Source organism: Rhizobacter sp. P3_B12 (assembly GCF_056402895.1).
Window position 1 is genome coordinate 1 of the sequence record NZ_JBFUGN010001811.1, and the last position, 502, is coordinate 502.

The 502-nt window shown below is 70.1% G+C and carries 1 protein-coding gene and 1 pseudogene; one reads left to right on the forward strand and one right to left on the reverse strand.

Features of this window, described 5'->3' with window-relative positions; translation table 11 throughout:
- Positions 1 to 238: pseudogene (locus tag AC1D01_RS38360) on the reverse strand (hypothetical protein); the annotation flags it as partial.
- 91 nt (positions 239 to 329) lie between these two features.
- Here AC1D01_RS38360 and AC1D01_RS38365 point away from each other — a divergent pair.
- The coding region (locus AC1D01_RS38365) for a Y-family DNA polymerase (protein WP_477875272.1) at positions 330 to 502 on the forward strand (173 nt) is incomplete at its 3' end.

A 502-nucleotide genomic window follows, 5' to 3' on the forward strand; every position in this document is an offset into this window, starting at 1 on the left:
GGCGCTGCACGTTGCGGCCGATCCAGTACTCCTGGTACCAGCCCAGGTGGCCGAGCGTCCACAGCGGCGGATCCACCGCGGGCCGCAGCGATTCCGGCACCGCCACGCGCGCGTCCTCGAAGGCCTGCAGCCAGCGCAGCGAATGGTTGCGCGCATCCATCAGCGCGAGCGACAGCAGGTCGCGGCCGGCGCGGCGCATGCGGGCCGCATCGATGGGCGGGGCTTGGAAATCCAGCATCGGAGGGGCGACGTGGTGCGCAGCAGAGTGGCGTAGAAAGTGGCGGAGAATAGCGCGCCGCGAGATACTGTGGTTTCGTACAGCCACCACCATGACCCGACGCCTGATCGCCCACCTCGACATGGACGCCTTCTACGCGTCCGTCGAACTGCTGCGCTACCCCGAGCTGCGCGRCCAGGCGGTGGTGATCGGCGGCGGGCGCGACAGCAAGCCGCGCCAGCTGGCCGACGGCAGCTGGCGCTACGCGAAGCTGCGCGACTACAC